Consider the following 24,338-nt stretch of genomic DNA (forward strand, 5'->3'; position numbering starts at 1 on the left):
TGAATCCCTTGGTTTAAGGGTAGACCCTCTCCCTGAAACGTCTCAGTACGAATCCGTTACTCGGTTTCCGGGAAGTTTCCGATAATCTCGCGAAAACCCGGTGGCTCGACGATTGCGTGACTGATTCGGCCGATTTTCCTGCCTTTGCGGATTTCGAAAGAATGCTTCGTTGAATTAATGGCAGCGATTCGCGATTATCGGGTCGAAGGATGCGACCGACGAGCATGGCTTGGGCAGAAAATCTTGCATGAGTCCATGCATTCGTTCGAGTTTTCTTCGATGTATTCGTCGTTGCCTGCGCCCTCGCCTGCCCTTGAACTTGCCCTTGAACCTGCCCTTGAACCTGCACCTTCTCCTGAGCCTTGGTCTGCCCTTGAACCTGCACCTTCTCCTGAGCCTTGGTCTGCCCTTGAATCTGCGTTTGAGCTTGCTCCTGAGTCTTATAGCCGATGCTTAAGGTAGTATTCACCGCAGAATGGCTAACGGACTTTTCCTCTATTCGCGCGTTCAATTGTTGATCGCTAGGGCTGCGCTCGACTTGGCGCCGGAGCAATCGATGAGCTAACTTTAGCGATCCCAACGCGATAGGGGATGACATTTTCGCTATTTTGCTCGGCACCTTCGTATCGGCAATTCTTATTCCGTCACCCGCGTCGTGGCGGAATGGAATTCTCCGCTTCGCAACGACCGGAGCTTCATGATCGACCACGCGACGAACGATCAAACGGGGAATCCCCAATGTTTGATTAGAAGTTCCTTGTTGCGGAACGTCCAATCCATCCGAGTGCTTAACGGCCGGCTTATACAATTTCCAAACGACGGTCTGGGTCGCATCCTTGTCGGGAGAGTCTACCGATGGGCCGACAAGAGACGGTATACTAGCCGATAGGCTTGTTGGCTCGCTTTTCGTAGCGTTTGTAGATGAATTAGTGGATGCAGGAGTAGACACGGGAGTCGACAAGTCCATCGTTGAATCAATCGCGCCGTTAACCGGCGTATCTGCCGATCTGTTGCTAGCCGAAACGGTCTTTTCCTCGCGTCGTAGCTCTCGAATTCGGGGAGCCGTACCGCTCTCGGTCCTGAACTCCATTGAAGCGCCCTTCTCGATCCTATGCGTCTCGATCGCTTTTCGGAAAGGGCCGCTAGCGTGCGAGAGGCGATAACTCGGCACTTCACGCTGGGAGTCCCCCGCAGGAATCACTCTTCCCGGAGCAGGCTGATCGCCGAACTTTACGGGAGAGACCTGGCTCTTATTCGGCTGAGTTGTCCGAAGAGGAATCTCGTTATCCGATCTTGCGGCTTGGCGGATTAACGGCTTGCGATTGATGAAAATGACTTCCGCGTAAACGGATGGACTAGGCTTCTTCTTAGAACCCTGCGATTGCTTCGGCATTTTTGCCGCTAAATCCGAGGCCGTCGCTTTCCCTGAGCCTTGTTGTTTCCCTCTCGAAACCGTTGTTTGATCCGTCGTCCTCGTAAGTTCCGTCTTCCTAGCTTCTCTAGGCTTGCGGAAAGCGACATTAGCCGTCGCAGAGATTGGCCAAGAATGGCGTCTTCCGATCGCTTCCGCAAAAGATAAACTACCGGAGTCACCTTTGCCCTGTTGCGACGCCTCGACTGGATTCCGTTGTTCAGTCAACGTTCGCTCGCCAAAGAATCCGTCATGTTCGCCATTATCCGTAAATAAGCCGCGAGAGACTGCCGAGGCCGCTTCCTCGGCAACGCGAGCTTTTCCCGGGCGACGTTTACGAGACCCGTTATCATTATAGGAACGCTCATCCTTCGAGGCGCCGCTCAGAGCCTGTTCCCTTATCTTCCGTTGCTCGACGATGATCCGATCCACTTCGCGAACGACGATCACTTTGCGCTCTACGATCGTCTCGCGTTCGACAACGCGTTCTCGTTCAATGACCCGCTCGATCACCCGATCCTTCGGGGCCGACGTACTTGAAGACGGAGCTGAAGGGGCTACCGTTGCAGGAGGAATCGGTAACGGAGCGCGGCGATCATTACCGGCTAGAGGCGATGGTTTGCGAGAACCCTTGCGGCCTTCCCCTTTCCCCGTCTTGAAGATCAAGGGCTTGCCACTGACGATACCTCGGCGGATGGAGCCGTATTTCCCGGCGATCGCGCCGGCAAACCAGTCGTGCGGAACCTTAAGACCCGAACGGGGGTTACGCCATTCCTTTTTCCGTCCCATCCTTCCCTCTCCTCTCCCAATGGCTAATGATCGATATAGCCGTTCTCCTGCTCAATTCCACATTTGGTTATGGGCGAAATATCGTCTTGATTCCGTTGTGCACGAGCTCCAACGTTTCGATAGCTACGTCGCTCGTCGCCGCGTTCAAGCTGGGGCCGGTCCACTTCGTCGGATAAGCCTCGAAAAAATTCCATCTGCACAATTCCGCGCCGTCCTGCTTGTACAGAATCACCGACCCGCTCTTGCGGGTCACCGTGCCGAGCGAGGATTGGAAATACCAGTTCCAAAGCTCCTGCGAGGACGACAATCCCCTTCTCAGAATAATCGGAGAATTCCTCACGCCCTTCGGCAATCGGTGGACGTATCCGTTAACTCCGCCTTCGCGTATTTCCTCGTACTCTATCTGCGACTCCAGTCCTTGCACTTCGGAAAATCCGGCAACGAGCATGCCATCCAGTTCGACAACGAAGCGAAACGCTCCGTTCACATTATGATTCATAGCCGCCACGGTCACGTTCCGTCGTCACCTCTTCCCGAATACGTCGAATACGTTTTGCTTTTCCGGCTCGTCGTTCAATTTCCGGTTAATTTTCGATATTTCTTCGCACCACCGCCGACGCTCTCGATGATCCATGTTCATAATGTCATCATGGGGCCAATGGAAATAATAGGCGATAAAGCCGACTTCCTCGTAGATTCGCTCAGGCGAGTGAACTACGAGAGGCCCTCCGTTACGGATAAAAAATCGACTTCCACCTCGAACTCATGATCGCACTTCGGACATGCCGTATGCAGCTTGGGCGCTTCCAAATCGTTAATCTGCCGATATAGATTTTGCAAATATGCGAGATCGGCCGTAAAAAGCTTCTCTATCGTTTTCGTATCGACGTGTTTGACGTCTCCGAGCCGAGTAATGACCCGGGCTAGCAAAATAACGGTCAAATAACCTTGGTTTTGTTGAACGCGCGGATCCCGCATCGGCAAAATTTCGTCCGCCGCGGTAGCGAGCCGCATCACTCCTCGTTTGTGCAACGTTCCGCTATCGTCCACGTAACCTCTAGGCAGCTCGAATTCATATTCGGTTTGAAAAGCCATCCTGATGTTCACTCCCAACTGGTTAAATAAAAAAGGAAAACAAGAGAGAGGGCCTCCCTTGTCGGTGAATCGCTATTTTTATTCGTGTTATGCGGTCTAACGCTTCTATCAATAGCGTTACGGCATAACGTTAAATGGGCAATTCCGTTGCGCTAACATCCATATAACGTTATCTCCTAACGTTATTGCCTTGAGAATCGGCATATTCGGCTCCTTGGCGCGCAATAGCATTATCACGTAACGCTATTGCGCATTATAGGAGTTCCTCATCGGAATAAAGTTATTTCGTAACTTTATTCCAACGTTTCATCTTTACGCCGTGCGAGTCATCCCTTCGTGAGCAAGCTCGAGAAGCTCGATCGCGACTTCCGCGCCCGATCCGTTAAAGCCCGGAGCGGTGTAGCGAACCGGCCACGCTTCAATGACTTGCCATGTCGCTACGTCTCCGCCTTCGTCATCGATGGCGATGATCGTAACCGTCTTGCGCTCGATCGTCCCTTCGATACACGACTGTACCCATTCGTAGAGCTCCATCGATTCCGTAGAGCCCCACTTCAGAGTGATATTGCCGTAGCGGGCAAGACCCGGCAGCTTGCGGGGGGTAATGACTTCATTGCCCTCCCGGTACTGTACGACGTCGAACGAAGCATCGAATCCGGCGACTTCGCTGAATCCCGCTTGCTCCAATCCTTCAATCTCCACACGGAATCTAAAATTGCGGTATGGATCATTACGTTCTCCTGGCATGGGAATCCCCTTCCGTTCAATTTATATTTCGCTTATTTATTCGGATCCGGTTTTTTGCGTAATGCGGAACACGACGAACTCGGCAGGTTTAACCGGCGCAACGCCGATCACGCAGATCAGTCTGCCGTTGTCGATATCGTCTTGGGTCATCGTGCTGCGTCCGATATCGATATAGAACGCTTCGGAGGCGCTATTCCCCATCAATGCTCCATCCCGCCAGATTCTCGTCAAGAAGGCATCGATCGTTCTTTGCACGCGAGCCCATAACTGATCGTTATTCGGTTCGAACACGACCCAATTGGTGCCGCCTTTGATCGACTCTTCCAGGAAAATGAATAAGCGGCGTACGTTGACGTATTTCCACAGCGTGTTGGAGGATGCCGTTCTGGCTCCCCATACGCGAATGCCTTGTCCGGTAAACGTACGGATCAGGTTCACGCCCGCCGGGTTCAAGATGTCTTGTTCGCCTTTGTTGTATTGAACGTCCAGGCCTACTACGCCGCGAAGAACTTCGTTGGCAGGCGCTTTCTGCACGCCGCGTGTCGTATCGGAGCGGGAATAGATCCCGGCGATCGTTCCGGACGGAGGAACGAAAATGTTCCGCTTGTCGAGAGGATCGAAGATCGAGAGCCAAGGATTGTACAAAGCGCAATAGCTGGAATCGAACAGGTTGCGGTGCGTCATGACGTCCGCCACTTTCGTTTTCTCGCGCGGAATATCCAAGATGGCGAACCGGCTGCCCAAATTCTCGCAATGAGCGACTAGAGATAATTGAACGTTGGCATCCGTGACGCCGGGAATCGCCATAATGCTGACGACATCGTTATCGATGAAAGCTTGAATGCCGGTACGGCGTCCCGGTCCGCGGTCTTCCCCGATAAAATCGGATGCCGCGATGCCGGATACGGAACCGTCGGAACCGCCGGAGAGCACGAATTCGACTTTGCCTTCCGCTCCGGCTTCCGTGATCGCATCGAACGGATGCGTCGCATCGGACGAGGTGATGAGGGCGCTAACGTTAACCAGGTTGGAGCGTCCTGCAACCTTCTCCACGAACGTAGGCGCTTCGGGATTCAAGGAAACTTTCTCGAAGCTTTCCACTTCGTCGCTATAGATGACATGCAACGAAAATTCGCAAGTCGATAAGATTTTAGTAGGCAACAAGCCTTCGTCCACGACATCTCCGGACAGGGCATCCGCAAGTTCGATTACGTTGCCTTGCACGCTGACGATGCGATTATACTGCGTTTGGCCGCCGGCGTTGTAAGCAACGACGTCGCCCGCATAGAAGCCGCCGGCGTTCTTTACCCGGTAACGCTTGTCGGTCACTTCATAGATCTGAGTCTTGGCTTTGCTCGCATCCGTAAGAACGACTTTCACCAAGTTACCCCAAGCTCCAGGGTTCTTGCTCGTGATGCTAAGCTTCTCGGAAATAGATCCCGTATTGCTTGCGAGCTCCGCATCCGAAGGCGCAACCCGCATGACGTAGCAACGGGAGCCTCCGTTCGTGAAAAACTGGTCAACTGCGTAAGCCAAGTAACGGTAGCTTCCAAACGCGCTTTCGGACAGATAGGAACCGAAATTGCGCTGAAAATCCGCCGGGCTCGTAATGAGCAGCGGCAATCCTTCGACTGCTCCCCGCTGCGCAAGACCGATAAAACCGGCCGTGCTCGTGCTTACGCCATCGAGCGGCTTCGAGCCGCTTTCGAATTCCTCCACGTATACCCCAGGCGACAAATACTCTGCCATGTTCCCCGGTTTCTCCCTCATTACGAAGGTTATGTTCCCGTCTGGATGCTCGTATGGGGAAAACCAGTTCCTCCTCTCTAATAATGGGTTTATCAAATCGTCAACCGGATACGTACTGCACGATGGCATTCGGCCCAATCAACGTCACACACGATTTCAATGTCTTACATCCGGACGGTCGGCAAAGCAATGACTTTTCCGCCTTCCGCCATCCACGCGGCAGTCCATTTGCGGGTGCCCGATTCGATATCCACGGTGACCGGACATACGGTCGGCAGCAGTCCCCGAAACGGAAGGACGACCAGGCCGTTATTGTCGGTTCTCGTCCGCACGGCAGGCAACATTCTCGTTCCGCGGCTCCATTTTCGGGTAAACGGCCGTTCCAAGCTAACCATCGACGGATCGCTTAACCGATCGACCAGCACGTTCCACTCCGTTGCCGTTCCATCGCGATCCCTCATAACGAACGAATCGCCGGGCATCAGTTTGCTGTTGCCGGGAGATATTCGAATGCAATGGTTATCGCCGTCGGCAACATCTTCGACCAATCGTCCTCTTACCGCCATATCGTCATCGATGTAGGCGGATATTTGCGCGTTTGCCAGCGGAAGCCCCGAATCGCCGCATATTGCGGCAACTAGTCCCGTTGCAGCCGGCGGAGGCGAATAAGCGCCGTTCGGCAACAGGCTCACGGTTAGAATCGGAGGCTCGGCTCCGGCTTCCGGCAGCTTGATTTCTCTGAGATGTTCTAAGTAGGTAGAGGAAGTAATCACCAAGGTGCAAGTCGTCCCGATAATATCCAGAAACGCGTAGCTGCCGTCCGAGGTACGGATAGGCTTGCGATCGGTTTCCAATAACGAGACTCGAATTGAGGAATTGCTAGGGGTCACGCCCGTCCATATATCGATCGGTCTAACGACCAACGAACAACGGGTAACGAACGTTCTTTCCGCCCGGGTCAAGTTCCTTCGCCTCCCTTGTCGCGCAACGTAATCTTGCGTTCCAAGACGCGAGGTCCAGGCTTCACGCGATTGGACTCCAGCAGAACCGGTCCGACGCGATAAGCGAGCGAAAGCTTGTAGGGATGATCTCCGAATTGCCAAAGCTGCGTAAACTGCTCCGTACTGTAATTCTCCGCGGTAATTCGCAGCTCTTCGTTGTTCTCGGCAAGCGTCCCTTCTAGATAAGGGCTGCGCAGGACTGAGTTGTCGTACAGCACCTGCATAACCTTGCCTATTACGCGATGCTCGTCCAAAATTCTCGTATGTAGGTCAGCCGTGGAATGCGCCGTCAGGATGTAATGAAGATCAACGGCCAACGGCGGATACCGGAGCACGCCCCCCTGAGGTTGCAGCTCGTTGCGTCTTGCCTCTCCATTCTCGCGAATGCTGCACAAATAGAGAGAGAGTACCATATCGCCTTTATCGACGGGCGATGCCATGCCTATCAGATCGGGACGCGGAACGGGGTCCGGAGACAACTGCTCCCGGAGCAGCTTCAACAAGCTGGAGCCGACATCCGCGATAACGGTATAACCACCGATGAGCGCTCAACCTCCCTAGTCCTGCAAAATCTGATAAATTTCTGAACAATTCGTCATCCTTGTCTATTATAACTGTAAAAAATCTGGCTGACTATCCAAATGTTTCGAAGTTACTGTCAAAAAAAGGAGAAAATGTTTCTTTGACTAGAATTTTGCCCATTTTTCTTAGCTCCTGCCGCGCAGCACGCGCGAAATGTTCCATTCCAATCGGCATGCGGTCGCCCGCTGCAAGGAAAGCCGCGGCTAAAACGATATTTTTGATATACCCTCCTGAGACGTCAAGCCGGGCTGCCAGAAAGGCGAGGTCCAAGCCGTCCGATACCGGCGCCGTCGGCGGAAGGTGGGCGCGGAAAATTTTCTCCCTCTCGTCGGGACCGGGAAAAGGAAACTTCACGACGAAGCTCATGCGCCGGATAAGCGCTTCGTCCATGTTCTGAAGCAGGTTGGTCGCCAATATGGTGACCCCGTCATACGCTTCGATCCGTTGCAGCAAATAGGCCGCCTCAAGATTGGCGTATTTGTCGTGCGCGTCCTTGACCTCCGTGCGTTTGCCGAATAAAGCATCCCCTTCGTCGAAGAACAGGATCGCGCCGCTGTTCTCCGCCTCGGAGAACAGCTCGCTTAGCCTTTGTTCCGTCTCTCCGATGTACTTGCTAACGATTCTGGACAGATCGATTCGGTAGAGCTCCAACCCGAGCTCCCCGGCGATGATTTCCGCGGCCATCGTTTTCCCGGTACCCGGAGGGCCGGAGAACAGCAAGCTTAACCCTTTGCCGTAAGGCAGTTTTCTTCCGAAGCCCCATCGTTCGTACACCGTTTCCCGATACGCGAATCGGTTGCACGCTTCCTTGATTAGGGAGTAAGGCTCCTCCGCCAGCACCAGATCGTCCCAAGTCCGGGCGGGAACGATTCTATCCGCCAGTTGGGCTAACCGATGCCTGAATTGTCCGCGGCTAGCCGTCTCGAGATCGGCCCGATTCGGAACCGTTTGTCCGCGTCCGGCAGCGAGCGCCGCAGCTTGCCTCCATGCGCTCTCGATTTGCCCCGGCGTAAACCGATACTTGTCCGCAAGCTCCTGCCACAGCGTCTCCGGCAATTGTCGGTCCGAATCCGACGCTTCGGCTTTCCAGAACATCTCGCGAACGGCAGCCGCGGGAACGGCGACCTCGCCGCAGATCCAGCCCGCGCGAGGGGGCATCGGCAACTCGGTAGGCTGTCGCCTCACATTGGAAGTCCAGCAGACCAGAGGCCTTCGCGCGAAACGCGCGTATTTGGCCAGAGCCGAATCCCATTGCTCCAAGTGAGCGACCGTCGAACCGCTGACCGCGCGATCTTCCGCAAGGCAGATGGCCGCGTCCGTCAACGCCGCTTCCCTGACGATCCGCGACATCGCGATCTCCGCGCGCTCGGAATCCGCAGGCATTCCGCGGAGGGAAACGACGAGAAGCCTTTGCCTCCTGGCGCTGGCAAGATGGCGAAGCCGCAGCCTTTTGCCGCCGCCGACGGGTCCGAACAAATGGATAAAAGGAACGTGTCCCTCGTCGAGTCGCTCGGCCAACCCGCTAACCGATCCCATAACGGGATCGTTCGGCACCAGCAACGGAAGCGTCTCGATCTCCTGCGGATCGAACGGGGTGACGATTCCTTCTAAGCGTGAATCCGTAACCTCCGTTTGCAACAAGAAACTAACCGCTCGCTCATCGAGCCTGATTGCCGTTTTGAGCTTTGGCCTGGCATAATGGCCAGCACCGTTCCCGCTCCCTGCAAACGGATCTTCCGATTCCAACAGCAGACCGCGAACGACCCCGTTTCCGCTCAAATGACTCCTCGCCCGGGATTGTTCGCCGACCGCATCGCAAAGAAGCCGAAGCGCCAAATCCGGCGTCGGCATTTTGCAAGTCGCGTCATCGTTGAAATACGCGAACCACTTCTCGTATTTGCGGCTATGTTCCGCCGCGAGGCATAACACGAGCAAACGGCGTTCCCACACCGTTAAGCGAAGGCGGGAACAGAGCAGGGACAGCGGCAAATCGATTCCCGCTTTCATCGACGCCTCCGCCGAAGCCGCAATCGATTGTTCCCAACGTCGCCTATCCTCTATGTATTGCAGCCAACTTTCCGCCGGATGATCTCCCTTATCCTCCCTCTCCAGCTCCCGCAATTCATCCGCCGTTACGACGAGACCTCTAGTACCAACGAGAGGATTGGCTTGCGGATTTCCCCCGCCGATCTCCAGCAGCGTGCGCAAACCGGCTTCAAGCCAATGAAATTCATCTGTCAGATGCTCTTGCCCGTTCCGATAAGGCACTGGATGTCCCACGGCAACCCAACTCTCCTCTTAGCGCCGCAGCAAGGTCAATACCGCGATATCGTCGGACTGCGGCGCACCGTCTGCAAACAAGAATACATGCATTAACAGCGCATCGATGATTTCCGCGCTGGACATTCCGTGCGTCATCTCCAAGAACTGCTGCAGCCGATCCGGCGAGTACTGCTCCTGCGCCGCGTTCTCGGCTTCCGTAATTCCGTCCGTATACAGAAGGAGTCGGTCTCCATGTTCCAAGGTCAAGTATCCGTCGTGATAGACGGCGTCCTCCATCGCGGCCAGAGGCAAGCTCTTCTTCAGCTTAACCGGCTCGATGGTTCCTCCCGCCCGAACGACGTAAGGCGTGCAATGCCCGCCTTCGCTCATCACGACCTTGCCCGTCGAGCAAGTAAAGACGCCGCAGACGATCGTCGCGAATACGAGAGGATTGTCTCTCGCGAGCTCGTCGTTGACCATCGTTAGCAGTTCGCCCGGAGAAAGCCCCGGTCCCATCTTTCCCTTCAGCAGCGTCAAGGTGACCGCCATGAACAACGCGGCCGGGATTCCTTTGTCCGATACGTCGCCCAGCGCGAAGAACAAATGGTCGTCGTCGATCTTGTAGAAGCTGTAGAAATCCCCGCCGACCTCCTTGGCCGACTTGAGCAAGGCGCACACGTCGTACGGCTCTTGCGAAGACGGCATCGTGCGCGGAAGGAAGCTCATCTGGATCGTGCCGGCAATTTGCAGTTCGCTTTCCAGACGTTCCTTGATCGCGGTCGTCATGCTAAGCGCTTCAAGCGATTCCTCAACCTGCGCATAGAGCCGCGCATTCTCCAAGGCGACCGCCATCGGCTGCGCGACCTTCTCGAGCAGCTGCCGATCGCGCTTCTTGAACGACCGGCCGCCTTTCTTATTGATAACTTGCAGCACGCCTTCGACGCGTTGCCGATTCAAGATAGGCACGGTTAGCAAATTGCGGGTTTCGAATCCGGTACGCACGGCTACGCGATCGGACCATCTGGAATCGCTCTTCGTATCGTTGACGATCAAGCTTTGCCCGCTTTGCGCGACGTAGCCCGCGATTCCTTCGCCCGGTTTTAACCGCAGCTCCCTGACCTCTTCGCCTTTGTCCCCTTGAGCCAGCTCGAACACGAGCTCGTCCGTGTCCGGATCGATCAGAAGGACGGAAGCCGCTTCGACGGGAAGCACCTGCTTCGCGGTATTCATAATAAGCTCCATCTGCTCACGGCGCTTCAACGTGGAGTTGAGCTGCATGCTAATATCGAACAGAACCTTGCTCCGCTTAACCCTTGCCTGAAGAAAGGCATACGTCGCCCCCGCTCCTAGCGCAACGCCCGAGAGCAATCCGATTGCCCATCCGACCCCTTGTCCGATCACCGGCTTCCGCCTCCCATCCGCGTATCCCGTTCTATCGGTTGCTTATGCGTTAACGAGCGCTATGGCTCCGTCCGTCGATTCCGCCGTCTCGAGTATGCTCAGAAATCCCGACATCTCGAATACGTCCCGCACTTGATCGCTCATATTCGCGCAGACCAGCCGTCCTTGCAAGCTCCGGACTTTCTTCGCCGCCACCAAGACGACGCGCAGCCCCGCGCTGCTGATGTACTGCATATCGGCAAAATCGAACACGAACCGGGTGCGGCCTTCGCCGGTCAAAGCCAAGAACGCCGCTTCCGCCGACTGGGCATGATGGCCGTCCAATCGCCCCTCTATGCTAATTACCGTAACGCCTTCGCGTTGAGCAGTCACAATATTCATCCGTAAAAGACCTCCTATTCGCTAAACCGTTTTGCGCAAAATAACCCGGTTGACCGAATCCGTTCGCTCGTAATAGATTTCGTCCATCGTTTGCTTTACGAAAAAAATGCCGAGTCCGCCGATCGCCCGCTCCTCTATGTCCAGCGACAGATCGGGCGCTTCCTGCTCCAGCGGGTTAAAGGGAATTCCTTCGTCTTCCAAACTCACCTCGACCAGCCCTTGCTCGGCGCTTACGCCCAAGGTGATCAGATGCCGGCCTCCTTGAGGAAAGCCGTAGTTGATCGTATTGGTCAGCAATTCCTCGCAGGCAAGCGTCAATTCCCACTTCAGCTTGTCCGGCCAGCTTGTCCGAAGGCCGATCTCCTCGAAAAACGCATGCAAACGGTCCAGCTCGCCCAAGTGGTTGGCTAACCGAATTACGGCAGTTTCCGTGCGCCCGTTCCCTTGCTCCGTCACCCTGTGCACCCGCCTCTCTTCGCCGGCGTTCGAGATTTTTCCGCTTTTTTCATCATAACATACGGATCGATCATTTAAATGACAGTTTTGGAAAGAAGTTGCCTTATTTCGAGGGTCTGACTCTCCTGGTCGCTTCCGCTTCCAACGGATTATCGGGCCAATAATGCTTCGGATACCGGCCCTTCAAGTCTTTGCGCACCTCGAAGTAAGCGTTGTTCCAGAAGCTGACCAAGTCTCTCGTGACTTGAACCGGACGTTGCGCCGGGGATAACAGATGAAGCGTTAAAGGAACCCGGCCGCCCGCGATGCGCGGAGTTTCCGGCAAGCCGAACAACTCCTGAAGCCGAACGGCGATCGACGGGGCATCGAAATCGCTATAATCGATAGGCACTCTAGTGCCGCTAGGAACAGTCCAGTGGGTAGGCGCGTAGTCATCCAACTCGCGCCGCTGCTCCCAAGTCAGAACCGATTCCAATATCTCCTTAAGATTCAGCCTCTGAAGGTCGGAACGGCCTTTCATTCCTTCTATGTAACCCGCTAGCCATTGCTCCAATGACCGGAGTAACGCCTCATCCGATAAATCGGGCCATGAAGCGTCATGACGCCGAACGAATCGCGTTCTCTCCTGCAGCTGGCGCGCGGCCTTCGTCCACGGCAGCAATTCCATCCCCTCGGCGCGGATTCCCTCTAGCAGAACTTCAAGCACGCGATCCGCGGGCGGCCGGCTCGCCGGGGTTTCCTCCAGCAGCAAAGCTCCCAGCTTCTTGCGGGCGCGGCTGCGTACCGTCTTCGACTCGGAATCCCAATAGATGTTCGTTTCCACGTTCATTTCTTCTTGCAGATGAGTCTGCAGCATTTCGAACGGCAATGCCGCCGCCAGCCGGATTCGGCTATCCGTACCCGCATCGTCAACCTCCGCCGCGACGATCCAAGGCTCGTGCGCCAGCGCCTGTCCGTATCCGAACTCCGCGCCTCTCCCGCCGCTAAGCAAATATTTGCCGTTGTCCCGTTGGCGGCCAATCCTGTCCGGATAAGCGAACGCAAGCAATAACCCGCATGCTTCCGCGGAACCGGAAGCCTTATCCGACCGAATCCCAAGCTCGCGTTGCAGTCGCTTAACCTCTTCCGCCAGCCTTCTTCGCGTTCCCTCTTCGATCGTGAAATGCGAATTTCCGCGCAGCGCCTCTATTCTGTGGCGTATATCGGCTCTCGGAGCCTTGCCTTCATAACGAATAAAGTCCCGTTCGCCTAGCACGACGGCTAATTCGCAGCCTAATTCGCCTAAGCCGATAGGCATCGCGCGCAATAGCATATGCGCGAGGCGCGGATGTTTCCCGACCTCCGCCATTCTCTTCCCGTGCGCGGTTACGGAGCCGCCGTTCTTGTCCAGCGCTCCTAGCTGAACGAGCAAATCGCGAGCTTGCTGCAACGCCGGAGCAGGCGGAGCATCGAGCCAATCCAGCTCCGCGACGTCCTGCACCCCCCACACCGAAAGCTCCAACAACAAAGGCGCCAAGTCCGCTTCCATGATTTCCGGGGCGCTCCGGGGAGACAGGCTCATCTGCTCTTCCTTGCTCCATAATCGGTAACAGGTACCCGGCATGAGCCTTCCGGCTCGCCCGCGGCGCTGGTCCGCGGACGCCGCGGACACCGTAACCGTGTCCAATCTGGACATCCCCGTACGCGGCGAGAATCGGGACACCCGCATAAGCCCGCTATCGATGACGACGGTAACGCCCTCTACCGTTAAGCTTGTTTCCGCTACGGACGTGGCCAGCACGACTTTACGCCGACCCGGCGGTAAAGGAGCCAGAGCTCGGTCCTGATCTTCCGAGGTTAGGCCGCCGTGAAGCGGACATATTCGCAAAGAATGATCGCCGGGCTTCAGCATCGCCCCGAGCTTGGATTCTACCGCGCGAATTTCTCCGACGCCCGGCAGGAAAACAAGCACGTCTCCCTCGTGGGCGCGAAGGGCATCCGCCACCGCATTCGACACGGCCTCTTCGAGCGCTGTCGCTCTGGCTTTCGGGCGATAATGCGTATCCACCGGGAAGCTCCGCCCTTCGCTGCGGACGATCGGCGCTCCCTTCAACAAATCCGCGACCGGCTCGGCCTCCAAGGTCGCGCTCATGACGAGCAGCTTCAGCTCTTCACGGAGCAGCTCTTGCGATTGCAAACAAAGCGCCAAGCCTAAATCCGCTTGCAGGCTCCGTTCATGATACTCATCGAAGATAACAAGACCGGTCCCCTCGAGCGCGGGATCGGCCTGCAGCATTCTGGTCAGCACGCCTTCCGTTACGACTTCGATTCGCGTACGAGGGCCGACCTTCGTATCCATCTTCACTCGGTAGCCGACCGTTTCCCCAACCTGTTCGCCCAACGTATCGGCCATTCGCTTGGCCGAACTGCGCGCGGCAAGCCTCCTCGGCTCCAGCATGACGATCTTCTGTCCGTTCAGCCACGCCTCTTCAAGCAAAGCAAGCGGCACGCGCGTTGTTTTTCCCGCTCCGGGCGCGGCGACGAGCACCGCGTTGGACGACGTTCGCAGCGCGTCCAACAGCTCCGGCAATGCGGCCTCGATCGGCAAAGCTTGATTCCCCACTTTTCGTTCATCCTTTCCTTGCCCGCGCCGGGACGACGCGGCAAGCTTGTCGTCTCCCCAGCTTATCACGCGAAAAAGCCGCCCTCAACTCCTTCGCGCGGACGCGGGGAGCCGGAACGGCTATTGCGTAACCCGGAAAAGCCGGAAAAATTGTTACCCTCTCTTCTTGCGCGTCATGACGTCGAAAATAACGGCCGCAGCCAGCACGCCGCCGCGGATCATATATTGATAGGAAATGCCGACGCCCATCAAGTTCATGCCGCTCGTCAGCGATGTCATGACGATCGCGCCGATGATGGACCCGGTCACTTTGCCGACGCCGCCAGCAGCGGATACGCCGCCGACGTATGCGGCCGCGATCGCGTCGAGCTCGAACAGCGTTCCCGCGGTCGTCGTCGCCGATTGCAGGCGCGCCGTATACAAAATACCGGAGAGCGCGGAGAGCAAGCCCATCGATCCGAAGACGACGTATGTGATTTTCTTGACGTTGATCCCGCTCAAATGGGCGGCCTCGGGGTTGCTTCCTACCGCGTAAATATGGCGCCCAAGCACCGTTTTGGTCGTCAGGAAATGGTAGATGATAACTACTGCCAGCATAATGATCATCGTCCAGGAGAAGCCGTTGTATCCGGCGAGGATCCACGTGATATAGGCGATGATCGCCGAGATGAACACGAGCTTGATCGCGAAAATGCTTTTGGAAACGACCTCGAAGTTATACTTGAGCTTGTTGCTCCGTTGCTTGATCTGACCAAAAATGAAGAACAGGATCGCCACGCTGCCGAGGATGAGCGTCAGCAGGTGCAGGCCGCCGACTTCGGCGATCGATGGAATGTACCCGTTGCCGAGCGCATTGAAATGCTTGTCTTCCACGAGTATGGTGCCGGTTTTCTCCGTAACTTGCAGCAGCGCGCCGCGGAAAATCAGCATGGCTGCAAGGGACGATACGAATGCCGGAATCCCGATCGACGCGACGAGCACGCCGTTGAACATCCCGATCACGATGCCGAGCACGAGAATGACGGGAACGGTCACATATACCGGCGAGCCCATTTCGGACATCATGATGGCGGCGATCGCCCCCATGAAGCCAGCCGCGAAACCGACGGACAAATCGATATGACGAATGACGATAACGAGCGTCATGCCGACGGCCAGGACGGCGATATACCCCGTCTGATCGAGCAGGTTGCTGATGTTCCGGGAGGACATGAACAAGCCGCCCGTCAAAAACCAAAACGTGACCATGATGACGAATAAGGCGATGTACATGCCGTATTCGCGGATATTACCTTTCAGTTGCGTTTTCGCTTCATTGAAGAAAGACGCAGGCGCGCCTCCTATTGCGTTTTGTTTCATCTCCGATTTCGCGTCATTGAAAAAAGTCATAGGTGTGCCTCCTGACATAGGGAGTTTGGGAACAAACTCTCTCCTATTGCGTTGCGTATTGCATGATTTTTTCCTGGGTTGCCTCTTCGATCGGAAGCTCGCCCTTGATTTTGCCCTCGGCCATGACGTAGATGCGATCGCTCATCCCCAGCACCTCGCCGAGCTCGGAAGAAATCATAATAATGCTCATTCCGTCGCGGATCAGCTTGTTCATGATCATATAAATCTCGAACTTGGCGCCGACGTCGATGCCGCGCGTCGGTTCGTCCAAAATGAGCAGTTTCGGACCGACGAACAGCCATTTGCCGAGCGAAACCTTCTGTTGGTTACCGCCGCTCAGCTTGCCGACGATTTGCTCGACGGATGGCGCTTTGACGTATAACGATTCCTTGTACTGATTGGCAACCTTGACTTCCTCATTGTCGTTGATGACCCCCCGAGCGGAGATGCCGTTCAGATTGGCGGCCGAGATGTTGCTTTTGATATCCTGGATCAAAAACAAGCCGTCGCCCTTTCGATCCTCCGTTACATAGGCGATTCCGGCTTCGATCGCGTCGCTCGTATGCTTGAACGATACCGGGTCCCCGTCCATCCATAAATCGCCTTGCAGTTTATATGCTTTCGGGTTTCCGAAGATGCTGAGCGCAAGCTCCGTCCGTCCCGAGCCCATTAAGCCGGCGATCCCGACGATTTCGCCTTGTTTCACGTGCAAATTCACGTCTTTCACGACATGCCTGCCAAGCTGAGGATCGTACGCGGACCAATCGCTCACTTCAAGAATGTTGTCGCCGTACGTCTTGTTCGCTCTTTTCGGATAAATATCGTCGATCTCCCGACCGACCATGTTTTTAATGATGGCGTTTTCGGTAATTTCGCCTTTGGAGGCGTCGAGCGTGCAAATGGTCTGGCCATCGCGGAGCACGGTGGCTTTGTCCGCGATCGAGATCACTTCTTTCAGCTTGTGGGAAATCATGATGCAGGTGATGCCCTGCTTCTTCAGTTCCCGCAACAGCCGGAGTAGATTTTCGCTGTCGTTCTCGTTGAGCGCCGCGGTCGGTTCGTCCAAAATGAGCAGCTTGACGTTTTTGCTGAGAGCCTTGGCGATTTCGACAAGCTGCTGCTTGCCGACGCCCAAATCTTTGATCAGCGTCTCGGGATTGACGTCCAGCTTCACTTTTTGCAGCATTTGCTGCGCCTGCACGATCGTCTGGTTCCAATCGACGAACATGCCGCGTTTTACTTCGTTCCCGGCGTAGATGTTTTCGTAGACGGTGAGGTCCGGAAAAAGGGCCAATTCCTGATAGATGATCGCGATGCCGGCCTTTACGCTGTCGCTGATATGGTGGAAATGTTGAACTTGTCCCTCGAAGACGATGTCGCCCTTGTAGGAGCCGGCAGGATGAACGCCGCTGAGCACTTTCATGAGCGTGCTTTTGCCCGCCCCGTTTTCGCCGACCAAACAGTGAATCTCGCCTTTTTCAACCTTGAAATTGACATCGGTGAGCGCTTTGACGCCCGTAAATTCCTTAAAAATGCGGTTCATTTCCAAAATGTATTGGCTCATCGGGTTCACTCCTTACATCAGGAGTTGACGGAGTCGACTCCTAAAATCGGAATAGTGATAGACGAATCTATCACTATTCCGCCAAGATATGGATTAAAGGTTTTTGAAATCCGACGCCGGGTAGTAGCCCGAATCGATGATTTCTTTTTTCACGGTGTCTTTGTCGACGACGATAACCGGCGTTTGTTTCGCTTTAACGTCGATTTTTTGATTGTTGTATGTGCCGGACGTCGAAGGCGTTTTGCCGTCGAGGAGATCTACGGCCATGCCCATGGCGTCTTTGACGAGCGTACGAACGTCTTTGAACACCGTCATCGATTGCTTGCCGTCGATGATGTACTGAATAGAAGCCTTATCCGCGTCCTGACCCGTAATGACAAAGCTCTTAATCGCTTTATCCGCTGTAAAAACGTCCGAGATCGCCACGGAGGTTCCGTCATTCGGAGCCAAAATCGCGACATCGCCTTTCATATCGGCGGCAGCTGCCGTTAGGTGAGTTTCCGATAAGTTTTTCGCGATGTCCGGAGCCCAGTCCGTCGTCACTTGGCCGATGATTTTCGCCATTTTGTCGCGATCGTCCGGCAATTTGAACTCAGGAACGTCTTTCAATGCTTCCGCTTCGCTGGAGTTCGCGATTTTGAACGTGCCGTCCGCGATTTTCGGCTGAAGCACTTTCCATGCGCCTTGGAAGAACAAGAAGGCGTTGTTATCGGATGCGGCCCCGGCATACAGGTAGAGCGGCTGGCCTGGACCTTTAGCATGATCGACCAAATATTGCGCTTGCGCTGCGCCTACTTGTACGCTGTCGAAAGTGACGTAGTAGTCGACCGCGTCCGTTTTCGTAATAAGACGGTCGTAAGAGATGACTTTGATTTTTTCTTTTTTGGCCAATTCTACCGCAGCGCCGGCTGCGTCGCCGTCGACCGGACAGATAATCAAAACGTCGATGCCTTTGTTGATCAGCGTTTCTACGTTTTGTTTCTCTTTATCGGATGACTTTTGGCTGAACAAAATTTCCGTCGTATACTTGGAATCCTTCAGGTAATCTTTGAACCGTTGTTCGTCTTGTACCCACCGATTTTCGTCTTTCGTCGGCAGGACGATACCGATATTGAGGTTGTCTTTGTCCTTGCTGCAAGCGGATACCAGGATCGCAACCATGATGACGACGAGCGTCAACGCGATCGATTTGAAGCCTTTTTTCATTTTTTCTTTTCCCCTCTCAAAATCATCTTGGTTCTAACAAGACTCACTATAGCACCGGATGAACGGAATGAAAGCGCTATCCAGTAGCACTCTTTTACGACCGTCTATACTTTTTTGAGGTGGTGCCCATCTTGTCGTCGAAGGGACATCGGCTACTATTTGATTGACGGAATACGATACCGGTCGCGAAGCACGCGCCGCTCCTCCTTGATCGATCAAGGCGAGCGGCTTTTTGCATTTCTCCCGTAGAGGAAGGGCGGATGTTCGAGTGGAAGCGAGCGCGAAAGATTCGATTGACATTATGCAAAAAAGAACTGCTGATTCCCTCGCGTCCGAACGCGAAAAGAATCAGCAGTTATCAGGTAAAGAAATCAAAACTCGGGCTCGTCCGTCTTTAGCGCGAGAAGTAGGCGCTTTCCGCCTCTCTTTGCAGAATTTTTCGGCATTCGCGCGGGGCGCGGGCGTACGCGGCCTTTCGTTACCTCTTCGCGAACTTGTACACGTCCTCCCGAGAGTGGAAGCCGTCCGCGATGATCGTCGCGTCGATGTTGCTAATGTCCACGGCCACAGGCGGGAGAAGAACCGAAGGCACTTCGATTTTACCGTTATTCACCTTTCTGTCCGCATCGACTTTTTCTGTTTTCGCAAGCTTGACCGCAAGCTCCGCCGCCTTTTCCGCCAGCAACTTGATCGGTTTGTACACCGTCATCGTCTGCGTCCCGGAGACGATCCGTTGCACGCCCGCGAGATCCGCGTCCTGACCCGCGACCGGCAGCTTGCCCGCCAGCCCGTGCGATTCAAGAACTTGAATGACGCCCCCCGCGGTCGCGTCGTTCGCGGAGATGACCGCATCGATCTTGTCGCCGTTCGCTGCCAGCGCCTCTTTCATATTGGCGATCGCTTTGGCGGGCAGCCAATTTTTCGACCACTGATCGTATACTATGGTGATGTCGCCTTTGTCGATCAGAGGCTGCAGGACATTGAATACGCCTTTCTTGAACAAATGGGCGTTATTGTCCGTGTCCGCTCCGCCGATGTACACGTACTTCCCCTTCGGTACTAGCCTCGTGATCGCATTCGCTTGCAATTCTCCGACTTTCTCGTTGTCGAAGGACACGTAAAAGTCGATATCGGCGTTTTTGACCAAACGATCGTAGGCGATCACCTTGATTCCGGCGGAATGCGCCTTCTTGACGATCGTCGCGACGGATTCCGCGTTGTGCGGAATGAGCACGAGAATATCGATGCCTTTGTTAATCATCGATTCCGCTTGCAGGATTTGCTTCGCGTCGTCTCCGTTCGCCGATTCAACGATCACTTCGGCCCCCAGCGCTTCCGCCGCCTTTTTGAATAGGTCCCTGTCCTTCAACCATCTTTCCTCTTGAAAGGAATCCATGGAAAATCCGACTTTGATTTTGCCGTCCCTGCCGTCGACCGATTGTCCTTCCGGTGTATACCGGTCCGGTTCCGCGTTCCGAGTCGCCGAGCCGATCGTCGCAGGCGCCGAAGCGGGCTTCGACGTACCGTCTCCCGTACACCCGGTAACGATGCCAGCCAACGCCAACGCAATTATGACGAGCCTCGAATTCCTAAAGACCGTCATCATCAGCTTCGCTTCCTTTCCTCGTTCGGTTGACCGTTCATTCCGCGAAGCGTCTTCCGATAATCCGTCGGCGATACGTCGCACGTCTTCTTGAATACCTTGCTGAAGTAATTCGGATCGTGGTAGCCGACCTCGAACGTAATTTCCTTTAAGCTTCGCTCGGGATCGGCCATCAGCTTCTTCGCTTTCTCGATGCGGCATTCGGTCAGAAAATCGATGTAGTTGACGCCAAGCTGTTCCTTGAACGTTTTGCTGATGTAGAACGGACTTAGCCCGACCCGTTTCCCGATCGCGTCGAGCGAAATGTCTTCATGGGAATGCTCGACGATGTATTGCTTAATCCGCTGGATCGTATCCGGCTCGAGCCGCTCGAGCCGATCCGCGAACGATTGCCGCATGCGGTCGAGCAGCATTCCCGATTCGGCCTGCAGTTGACGGTAATCTTGCGCTTGAAACGAGTAAAGCGGCGTGTCGGTTTCGACGCCCATTTCCGCAAGCACCCTCGCGGCGATCCAAAGCAGCTCGAGCACGCGTTGCTGCGCTTGCAGCAAGTCCGCCCCTTCGTTCTCATATCGCCGGATAAAATCCATGACGTCAGCGCGTATCTGATCCCACTGCCCGAGACGAATACGATCGAAAAGCTGCCTTTCAAGCTGCTTGGCGCGGTTGCTATCCCCCGTTCCGTCGAGCACGGGCGTGTCCGCGTAAAACCGGTATTTGACAGGCAGCGTCGGATCCATTGCCGCGATTAGCGCCTCCTGATACGATTGCCGGATATGGTCTAGCGACGAGCACGGATTGCCGATGCCTACGAACCACCCCGGACCGGCACTCTGCCCCGCGACGGCCAGCAGCTCGCGGGCGACGGAAACAGCCTGGGAGCGAAACGATTTGTCCGCCTCGCGGAACGCGATAATCGGAATTTGACGGCCGTTCAACGCGCCGACCCAACCGCTGCCCGATTGCCGAATTTTCTCTTTAACAGCGGAATAGCTGCCTTCCGCTCCCCGCGGCAGCAGCACGATCATAGCGAACCGTTCTTTCGTCGTTCTCGGCCCGAGCAGACCGACCAATTCGTCCAAATGCACTTCATGCACGTGATCGAACAACAGCTGCGTAACGACATCGGTCTCGACGAGGGGCATCGCTTTTTGCAGCGCGTCCTGTTGCAGCTTGTTTGCCTCCAGCGATTTTCGCTCCTCTTCGATCTGCTTCAGCACCTTGCCGACCGTCGCCACGATCTCGCTCGCTTTGCTCGGCTTGAGCAAATAGTCTTTCACGCCAAGCTTAAGCGCCTTCCGCGCGTATTCGAACGTATCGTATGCCGTAACCATGATGAACTTGATGCCGGAGTAGTCTTCCTTGATCCGTTCGATCGTTTCGAGTCCGTTCATGCCCGGCATCTTAATATCCATTAAGATCAAGTCCGGCTGAAATTGTTCGGCCATCTGCACGGCGACTTTTCCGTTGTTCGCTTGCCCGATGACGAGCTCGGGAAATCCTTTGGACAAAATCGCTTGCAGCCCTTCCCGCTCGATCTGTTCGTCATCCACGATCAGGAGCTTTATCATGCTTCTCGTTTCCCCTTGTTTTCGGTATTTTCATTATGACTTTCGTGCCATGCCCCGAATCGCTTTCGATCCCGATCACGTCCTCGCAGCCGTAGAAAAGGCGAAGCCGCTTGACGACGTTGCTGAATCCGATGCCGGTGGAATGTCCCTCCGTCTCCACGAAATGCTCTTCTAAAATTTGCTTGATTTTGAGCTCCGTCATGCCCGGTCCGTCGTCTTCGATCTCGATCGTCACCTGTTCGCCCGCGTCGAACACGCGAAACCAAATCGTGCCGCCTTGCTCCATCGGCTCCACCGCATGAATAACGGCATTCTCGACAATCGGTTGCAGCGTAAGCCCGGGAATCTGGATAACCAAGCACGATTCGTCGATATCGGTATGAAATTGCAGCCTCTCGGTAAACCTCGCTTTCTGGATTTCAATATATTGCCGCAGCACTTTGACTTCCTCGTAGAGCGTAACGGACCTGTCCAGTCGTTTTAAGTTGTAGCGCAACAAGCCGGCAACGCTGACCAGCAGGTCGCTCGTCTCTTCGGAGCCTTCCAAATATGCCTTCTTGGAAAGCGTATTAAGCGTGTTGAACAAAAAATGCGGATTGATTTGGCTTTGCAGGCTGCGAAGCTGGCTCTCTTGCAATAAGAGTTTGTTCTGCTGCAGTTCGTTCTCGAGCTGCGCCTTCTGTTGGATTTCGGAGATCAAGTTGTTAACGTTGATGCGCATCCGATCGAACATCTTGGCGAGGAAGGAGATTTCATCGTTGGACTCCACCTCGATCTGCAAATCGAACCGGCCCCGGGACAACTCCTTCGCCGCTTGAGTCAGCTTCAGCACCGGTCTCGTAATGCTCAGCGAGAACCAATAGGTGAACAGCAAGAGCAGAAACGTGATCAACAGCAAGAGCAAAATCCCGAGTTTCTTCAACTCCGCGGATTGCTCGATGATGCCGCGATAGAAGCGGTCGTATGTTTTCAGCTCCGTATCGAGCAAAGTAAGCGTCATCTCGGAAATGTACTTCGAGATGCGCGTCGCTTCCGAAAAAGTTTCCGCGGAATCCTCGGCTTCTTTCCCCGATTGGAACATGAGCGACCGGTCCGTCGTCTCGACGAGGCTGTCGATCAAGTTCATGTAGTTGGTTAAAGCGAAATTGTTCTCCGCGTTCCTCAGATCGATCACTTCGAGTTTCGCCCTGCGAATTTGCTCTTTGCTCTCGTTAAGCTGCACGAGATTGGCTTCCGTCGGCTTGAGCAAATAGTTATTCAGCGCCGTTATCGTCTGCTGGCTCGCGCTCGTCACTTCGTTCATGCGCAAATACCGTTGCAATATATCGTTGTACTGATTTTGGGTTTTCTGGTTGTAGTAAGTGAGGGCAATCCAGATCGACGCCATAATAAACAAGACGACAGCGGCTAACGTCCATATTTTCTTCTGGATGCTGTTCATTGCGCTTCCGCCGCCTTCAACATCCGAATATCGGTGAGATAGCCGACCGTATCGAGAGGAACCGTATCTCCGCTCAACCATTTGATCATGAGATTCACGCTGATCCTTCCCATCGTCTCGGGGGATTGCTCAATCATCCCGTCCAGCTTTCCTTGCATGAGAAGCGACAGCGCATCCGGACTATCGTCGAAGGAATAAATATCGTAAGGCTCGACCTGGGAACGCCTGCCGATTTCCTGAATCATCGCTCCCGCGATATTCGCGTTGACGGCGATAAACGCGTTCACGTCCGGTATTCGGTTCATCAGGTCTTTCGTAGCGGCGCTCACCTGCTCTCTTGAGTCGGGCGTTTCCGCATATTCCGTTCGGACGTTAGGGTAGCGCTCGAGGACTTCATGAATGCCGTTAATTCTCTGCTGCTGATAATATTCCCGGCGGCTGTCTCCCATGAGGATGACGTTACCTTCCGTCCCCATATCGGACAGCAACTGTCTGGCGATCATTTGCCCAGCCAGAAAGTGGTCGGAACCGACGTAAGTTCTTCTGAGGCTTTCTATCATCGGCACGTCGTTCGCCACGGTGATGATAGGAATGCCGTAGAACGCGGCTTTGACTCTCGTCAGGTTTTTGAACTCGTCCGTATCCAGCCCCTGAACGATAATGCCGTCCACTTTGGAAGCGATAGCGATTTCGATTTTCTTCAAGAAGTCTTCTTGGTTTTTCCCGTAACTTCCCCACACTTCGATGCTAGCCCCGTGCTTCAGGGCTTCTTCGGTCGCCGCGCCGCCGACTTTGACCCAGAACGGCGTCTCCAGCTCTTGCGTAATCAGCACAATGCGATATTCCGCCTGCTTATAGGCGGAAGTTCGCGGCAATTGCCATTCGGAGCGAAATACTTTATACGCCGACACGAACGTGAAATAAAACAAGATAGCGCATACAAAACCGAGTACGAGGATGACCGTTTTCCGCAAGAGAACAATCTCCGTTTCCCTAGTAAGTTAATTCCATCATAAGTAAGTTAATTCCATCATATCATCCGCGCGCGAATGTTCAACAACATTCGGACGCCGTCGGAATCCCTTCGT

At 54.8% G+C, this 24,338-nt stretch carries 20 protein-coding genes; all 20 read right to left on the bottom strand.

Annotation, left to right across the window (positions count from 1 at the left end; translation table 11 throughout):
* Positions 1-13 precede the first annotated feature (13 nt).
* The 20 genes from FPL14_RS07840 to FPL14_RS07930 all read right to left on the bottom strand — a co-directional run bounded on the left by FPL14_RS07840 (position 14) and on the right by FPL14_RS07930 (position 24,224).
* Positions 14-2,200 carry a hypothetical protein gene (locus FPL14_RS07840; protein WP_182302467.1) on the bottom strand — a complete coding sequence of 729 codons (2,187 nt, stop codon included), beginning with the start codon at positions 2,198-2,200 and terminating at the stop codon, positions 14-16.
* Positions 2,201-2,267: 67 nt separating this feature from the next.
* Positions 2,268-2,714, bottom strand: a complete 447-nt coding sequence (locus tag FPL14_RS07845; protein WP_229263832.1) for a phage tail protein — start codon at positions 2,712-2,714, stop codon at positions 2,268-2,270.
* A 9-nt stretch (positions 2,715-2,723) separates the two neighbouring features.
* Complete coding sequence (locus tag FPL14_RS30470; RefSeq protein WP_324617926.1) at positions 2,724-2,939, bottom strand: DUF6760 family protein; 216 nt, start codon at positions 2,937-2,939, stop codon at positions 2,724-2,726.
* Complete coding sequence (locus FPL14_RS07850) at positions 2,915-3,295, bottom strand: phage tail assembly protein (protein ID WP_182302468.1); 381 nt, start codon at positions 3,293-3,295, stop codon at positions 2,915-2,917. The genes FPL14_RS30470 and FPL14_RS07850 overlap by 25 nt, the downstream gene beginning before the upstream one ends.
* Positions 3,296-3,607: 312 nt before the next feature.
* Positions 3,608-4,042 (bottom strand): phage tail protein, encoded by a 435-nt coding sequence (locus FPL14_RS07855; RefSeq protein WP_182302469.1) that lies wholly within the window; start codon positions 4,040-4,042, stop codon positions 3,608-3,610.
* 36 nt (positions 4,043-4,078) lie between these two features.
* Positions 4,079-5,791 (bottom strand): phage tail sheath family protein, encoded by a 1,713-nt coding sequence (locus FPL14_RS07860; protein ID WP_182302470.1) that lies wholly within the window; start codon positions 5,789-5,791, stop codon positions 4,079-4,081.
* Positions 5,792-5,955: 164 nt separating this feature from the next.
* Entirely contained in the window at positions 5,956-6,753 is a 798-nt protein-coding gene (locus FPL14_RS07865; protein ID WP_182302471.1) for a hypothetical protein, read from the bottom strand.
* A complete protein-coding gene (locus FPL14_RS07870; protein ID WP_229263833.1) occupies positions 6,750-7,295 on the bottom strand; it encodes a Pvc16 family protein in 546 nt (181 codons plus the stop codon). The genes FPL14_RS07865 and FPL14_RS07870 overlap by 4 nt, the downstream gene beginning before the upstream one ends.
* 130 nt (positions 7,296-7,425) lie before the next feature.
* Complete coding sequence (locus tag FPL14_RS07875) at positions 7,426-9,654, bottom strand: ATP-binding protein (protein WP_182302472.1); 2,229 nt, start codon at positions 9,652-9,654, stop codon at positions 7,426-7,428.
* 18 nt (positions 9,655-9,672) lie between these two features.
* Entirely contained in the window at positions 9,673-11,037 is a 1,365-nt protein-coding gene (locus FPL14_RS07880; RefSeq protein ID WP_182302473.1) for a PP2C family protein-serine/threonine phosphatase, read from the bottom strand.
* Positions 11,038-11,079: 42 nt separating this feature from the next.
* Positions 11,080-11,418, bottom strand: a complete 339-nt coding sequence (locus FPL14_RS07885; protein WP_182302474.1) for an STAS domain-containing protein — start codon at positions 11,416-11,418, stop codon at positions 11,080-11,082.
* Between the two features lie 21 nt (positions 11,419-11,439).
* A complete protein-coding gene (locus FPL14_RS07890) occupies positions 11,440-11,874 on the bottom strand; it encodes an ATP-binding protein (RefSeq protein ID WP_182302475.1) in 435 nt (144 codons plus the stop codon).
* Between the two features lie 103 nt (positions 11,875-11,977).
* A complete protein-coding gene (gene hrpB, locus FPL14_RS07895) occupies positions 11,978-14,476 on the bottom strand; it encodes an ATP-dependent helicase HrpB (protein WP_182303903.1) in 2,499 nt (832 codons plus the stop codon).
* Positions 14,477-14,629: 153 nt separating this feature from the next.
* Positions 14,630-15,835 carry a sugar ABC transporter permease gene (locus tag FPL14_RS07900; RefSeq protein ID WP_182303904.1) on the bottom strand — a complete coding sequence of 402 codons (1,206 nt, stop codon included), beginning with the start codon at positions 15,833-15,835 and terminating at the stop codon, positions 14,630-14,632.
* A gap of 73 nt (positions 15,836-15,908) precedes the next feature.
* Positions 15,909-17,429, bottom strand: a complete 1,521-nt coding sequence (locus tag FPL14_RS07905; RefSeq protein WP_182302476.1) for an ATP-binding cassette domain-containing protein — start codon at positions 17,427-17,429, stop codon at positions 15,909-15,911.
* A 93-nt stretch (positions 17,430-17,522) separates the two neighbouring features.
* Positions 17,523-18,635 carry a sugar ABC transporter substrate-binding protein gene (locus tag FPL14_RS07910; RefSeq protein ID WP_182302477.1) on the bottom strand — a complete coding sequence of 371 codons (1,113 nt, stop codon included), beginning with the start codon at positions 18,633-18,635 and terminating at the stop codon, positions 17,523-17,525.
* Positions 18,636-19,113: 478 nt separating this feature from the next.
* On the bottom strand, positions 19,114-20,241 hold the full coding sequence (gene xylF / locus FPL14_RS07915; protein ID WP_182302478.1) for a D-xylose ABC transporter substrate-binding protein: 1,128 nt from the start codon (positions 20,239-20,241) through the stop codon (positions 19,114-19,116).
* The gene (locus FPL14_RS07920; RefSeq protein WP_182302479.1) at positions 20,241-21,809 is read right to left on the bottom strand and encodes a response regulator; all 1,569 of its coding nucleotides are present in this window, start codon (positions 21,807-21,809) and stop codon (positions 20,241-20,243) included. Before FPL14_RS07920 ends, xylF begins: the two co-directional genes overlap by 1 nt.
* Positions 21,784-23,250 (bottom strand): sensor histidine kinase, encoded by a 1,467-nt coding sequence (locus FPL14_RS07925; protein ID WP_182302480.1) that lies wholly within the window; start codon positions 23,248-23,250, stop codon positions 21,784-21,786. Before FPL14_RS07925 ends, FPL14_RS07920 begins: the two co-directional genes overlap by 26 nt.
* Positions 23,247-24,224, bottom strand: coding sequence for a sugar ABC transporter substrate-binding protein (locus tag FPL14_RS07930; RefSeq protein WP_182302481.1), 978 nt, complete (start codon positions 24,222-24,224; stop codon positions 23,247-23,249). Before FPL14_RS07930 ends, FPL14_RS07925 begins: the two co-directional genes overlap by 4 nt.
* Between the last annotated feature and the right edge of the window lie 114 nt (positions 24,225-24,338).

The sequence above is a fragment of the Cohnella cholangitidis genome, assembly GCF_014107495.1.
GTDB classification, from domain to species: Bacteria; Bacillota; Bacilli; order Paenibacillales; family Paenibacillaceae; genus Cohnella; species Cohnella cholangitidis.